This is a genomic window from Streptomyces sp. NRRL WC-3549 (assembly GCF_000721935.1).
GTDB lineage: Bacteria > Actinomycetota > Actinomycetes > Streptomycetales > Streptomycetaceae > Streptomyces.
On record NZ_KL585394.1, the window covers coordinates 387,318 to 390,721 of the forward strand.

Consider the following 3,404-nt stretch of genomic DNA (forward strand, 5'->3'; position numbering starts at 1 on the left):
GTAGTGCCGGGCGGAGACGGCGACCGCCTGCACCTCTTCGTGGGCGTGCAGCCGGGCCTTGCCGGTCTCCAGCTGGATGAGGTCCAGGACCTCGGACTGGCGCCGCAGGACCAGGTCGTGGAAGCGCAGGAGCACGGCGGCCCTGGTACGCACGGGCGTCGCGGCCCAGGCGGGCTGGGCGGCGCGGGCGCGCTCGAAGGCGGTGTCGACGTCCTCGGGGGTGGACTCGGGCAGGTCGGCCAGCTTCTCCCCGGTGAAGGGGGTGTGGTTGGCCGTGCGGCCGGAGCCGACGACGCCACGGGTCAGCCGGGCGATCACCTCGGGGGTGACCACGTCCGCGGCGGTGCGCACCCCTGCGGGGGCGGCGGCCACCGGGTTGGTGCCGACGCGGGAGCCGGAAGCGGCGGCGGTGGTCGAGGATGCCTGCGAGTCCGTCATGAGGCCGAGAGTATGTCCCGTCGCACGCTTTTGGTACCCGGCGGTAACAGGTTTTCGTCACCTCCTCCGCTCCTGCCGCCCGCACCCGATGATCCAGCCAGTGATCACTGGCGTGATAACCGCTGATCAGGGGCTACTTCTCCATCGAGGACGCGGGCCCATGGGCCTACGGGCTCCCGACGGAGCTGACCCGGATCTTTTCGCCGGTCTCCGCCGCCCGGCCCGCCGTGGTCGGGCGGCGGCGCGGGGAGCGTGCCCCTGCGGGGCGTGCGTCAGCCGTCCTGGGCCGGCGGCTGCCAGCTGCGCAGCATCGTCTCGAAGAGCTGCCGGCTCTCCTCCCAGTCCTCCTCCGGGCCGGTCATGTAGAGCGCGTACTCGGGTCCGCCCGTCTCACCGAAGTACATCTGGTCGATGCCGTGGCGCGGTCCCGGGTGGTCCTTGGTCTCGGTCCAGGTGAACTCCCACAGGGAGCCCGGCCGGTCGCGGAACACGTTGGCCTCGAGCGACAGCCGCTCGTAGGCGGGCAGCCGCTTCGCCAGGTCCTTCTCGATGCCCTGCATGTGTGCGTACGCGTTGTCGAAGTCGGGCTGCGGGTCGACGCTGATCCGGATACGGTGCGCCCCGTCGTCCGGGGTGTAGTCGATCTGGCCGCTGTTCGTCTGCCGTACCCAGCCCTCGGGGACGGCCAGGCTGAACCCCTCGGGGTCCTCGACGCGCGCCCAGCCGTCGGGTATGTCCTTGGGGACGGGGTGCGTCTCCTGGGACGGCGCGTCGGCGACGTCGGCCGCCCCGCCCTCCCCGTCCTCCCTGGCCTTTCCGGGGACGCCGTCCTTCCCGGAGGCCTCGTCCTTCCCGGGGGCCCCGGAGGGGGCGGCGGGCCGTTCGTCCGCGACGACGCCCTGCTCCCCCCGGCCGCCGTCGTCGCCGCCCGCCTTCATCACGATCAGCCCCGCCGCCCCGCCGAGCAGCGCCGCCACCGCCACGACCAGCACCGCCGTACGCCGGCGTCCCGGGCCGCGCCGGGCGGTGGTCTCCGGGGCGGAGGCGGCCGGCGGCACCGGAGGCTGCGCCGCCTCCTGCGGGAGCCGGGCCGTCGCCCCGTCGGGCACCGAGTGGGAGTGCAGGTCCTCACCGGAGAGCCGTTGCGTCGGCACGTGCGCCTGGGCCGCCCGTGGCCTGCGGCCCTCCATCGCGTCCAGCAGCATGCGCTCCGTCTCGGCGGCCGTCGGCCGGTCCCCCGGCTCCTTGCGCAGCAGTGCGGTGATGACGGGCGCCAGCGCGCCACCTCGCTCCGACGGCGGCGGCTCCTCGGCGACGACCGCCTGCATGGTGGAGATCGGCGACGTGCGGCGGAACGGTGAACGACCCTCCACGGCCGTGTAGAGGGTCGCGCCCAACGACCACAGGTCGGAGGCGGGGCCCGGGTCGCCGCCACGCACCCGCTCCGGTGCCAGGTAGTCGATGGAGCCCACCAGTTCACCGGTCCGGGTGATGGTGGAGTCGCCCTCGATCGCGGCGATCCCGAAGTCGGTCAGCAGGACCAGCCCGTCCCGGGCCAGCAGGACGTTGGCGGGCTTGACGTCGCGGTGCAGCACGCCGGCGGCGTGCGCGGCCTGCAGGGCGCTCAGCACATGGAGGCCGATCCGCGCCGCCTCGCGGGGCTCGACCTCCCCGCTCTCCTTCGTCGCGTCGGCGAGCGAGGGACCGTCGACGTACTGCATGACGATCCAGGGGCGGTGGTCGTACTCGATGACGTCGTGGACCGTGACGACCCCGGGGTGGGTGATCCGGGCGGCCGCGCGCGCCTCCTTCTGCGTACGGGCGTGGAGGACGTCCCGGTCCGCCTCGGTCGCGTACAGTCCGGCGGTCAACTCCTTGACGGCGACGGTGCGGTGGAGCACCTCGTCGTGGGCGCGCCACACCTTGCCCATGCCGCCGCGTCCCAGGACGTCCCCGAGCCGGTACCGGCCCGCCAGCAGGAGCCCCGATTGCGTACCCTGCGCCTGATCCACGTGTGCCCCGCCCCATTCCCTCGAACTGCCAGGTTACGGAGGGGAGACGGCGACACGTAACCAGGCACGGCCCACGAGACCGCACTGTGATCCTTGTCGCTGCGGGCTGACGTACGGTCAGGCGCCCGCCCGGTAGCTGGCGACGGCCTGTTCGTAGATGTCCGTGACCTTGTCCCGTTCGCTCTCCGGGCCGATGACCTGGACGATGTGGTAGCGCCCGGACACGATCAGGACCAGGTTACGGACGTACACCTCACGGCCGTTGGCCTCCTGCCAGGTGAACTGCCCCTCCGCCATGACCTGTTGTCCGACGTCGACACGGCGCAGCCCGGACGAGCTGGCCCAGCTCGACTCACGGAACGGCTTCAGTTCGGGTTCCTTGCTGCGCTGGTAGTCCAGCGGATCGGAACCGTTGGCCTTGACGGTGTCGCGGCCCGGCACGACCAGCACACTGAACCCGTCGCTGCCGTACCGGACCTGGCGGTCCGCGTTGGCCGGACTGCGCTGGAAGTCCTTCGGCACGCCGACCTCGAAGCCCTCCGCGTCCTTGCGCAGCGCGTACCCGGGGGCGAGCGCGGCGGCGGAACGGCTGGTCTGCGGCTGCTGCGACCCGGTACCGCCCGAGGCTGCGGATGCCTCGCTCGACGCACCGCCCGACGGGCTCTTCCCCGGGGCCGGCTCGACGGGTGCGGCGGACCCGGTGGGCCGGTCCTGGGCGCCGGTGTCCGGGCCCGTGCCGGAGTCGGAGTCGGAGTTCGGCAGGAACTTCACGGCGTAGACCACGGCGGCGGCCATCAGCAGCAGTATCAGGAGGAGCAGCACCCGCCCCAGCCTGCGCGGTGCCCGGCCACCGGGCTGCCGGGCGGGCGGCGGTGTCCGCAGCACCTTGGGGCCCTTGGGCTCCCGGGGCGCGCGCGGCGGCTTCTCGTACCTCGGCGGCTCGGCCTCCAGCCG

2 protein-coding genes and 1 pseudogene are annotated in these 3,404 nt (G+C 73.3%); all 3 read right to left on the reverse strand.

The features are described from left to right. A partial coding sequence (locus IH13_RS0112535) for an aldehyde dehydrogenase family protein (RefSeq protein WP_031083837.1) occupies nt 1-438 on the reverse strand: 438 nt, incomplete at its 3' end. 272 nt (nt 439-710) lie between these two features. Next, a complete protein-coding gene (locus IH13_RS0112540) occupies nt 711-2,450 on the reverse strand; it encodes a serine/threonine-protein kinase (RefSeq protein WP_031083841.1) in 1,740 nt (579 codons plus the stop codon). A gap of 117 nt (nt 2,451-2,567) precedes the next feature. After that, a pseudogene (locus tag IH13_RS0112545) lies at nt 2,568-3,404 on the reverse strand (serine/threonine protein kinase); the annotation flags it as partial.